Source organism: Mycoplana rhizolycopersici, from assembly GCF_013378445.1.
GTDB lineage: Bacteria > Pseudomonadota > Alphaproteobacteria > Rhizobiales > Rhizobiaceae > Mycoplana > Mycoplana rhizolycopersici.
In genome coordinates this window covers 1-263 of record NZ_JABXYK010000072.1, presented here as the reverse complement: position 1 = coordinate 263, position 263 = coordinate 1, and the positions used below count along the sequence as shown (strand labels likewise).

Below are 263 nucleotides of genomic sequence, written 5' to 3'. Positions count from 1 at the left end.
GCGTCGTTGACCGGGGTGACGGCGAGGTTGAAGGTTCCGGCGACCGGTGTCGAGCCATCCTCGTTGCCGTCCTCGACGGCGACCTTGAAAGAAGCCTTGGTCAATTCTGCGCCGGAATGGACGAAGCTGACCTTGCCGCTCGCGAGTTCGGCGCCGGTGAAGCTCGTCGCGGCCTTGCCGTTCACCTGGACCTTGCCGTTCGAGGCGGCGGAGACGGTGAAGCGGACGCCGGAGGCGCTGTCGTCGGGATCGGAGAAGTTGAG

General features: G+C 65.8%; 1 protein-coding gene. It reads right to left on the bottom strand.

Annotated features, from left to right (window positions below; genetic code table 11):
- On the bottom strand, positions 1–263 hold a 263-nt coding region (locus HV823_RS26460; RefSeq protein ID WP_176952635.1), incomplete at both ends, for a cadherin-like domain-containing protein.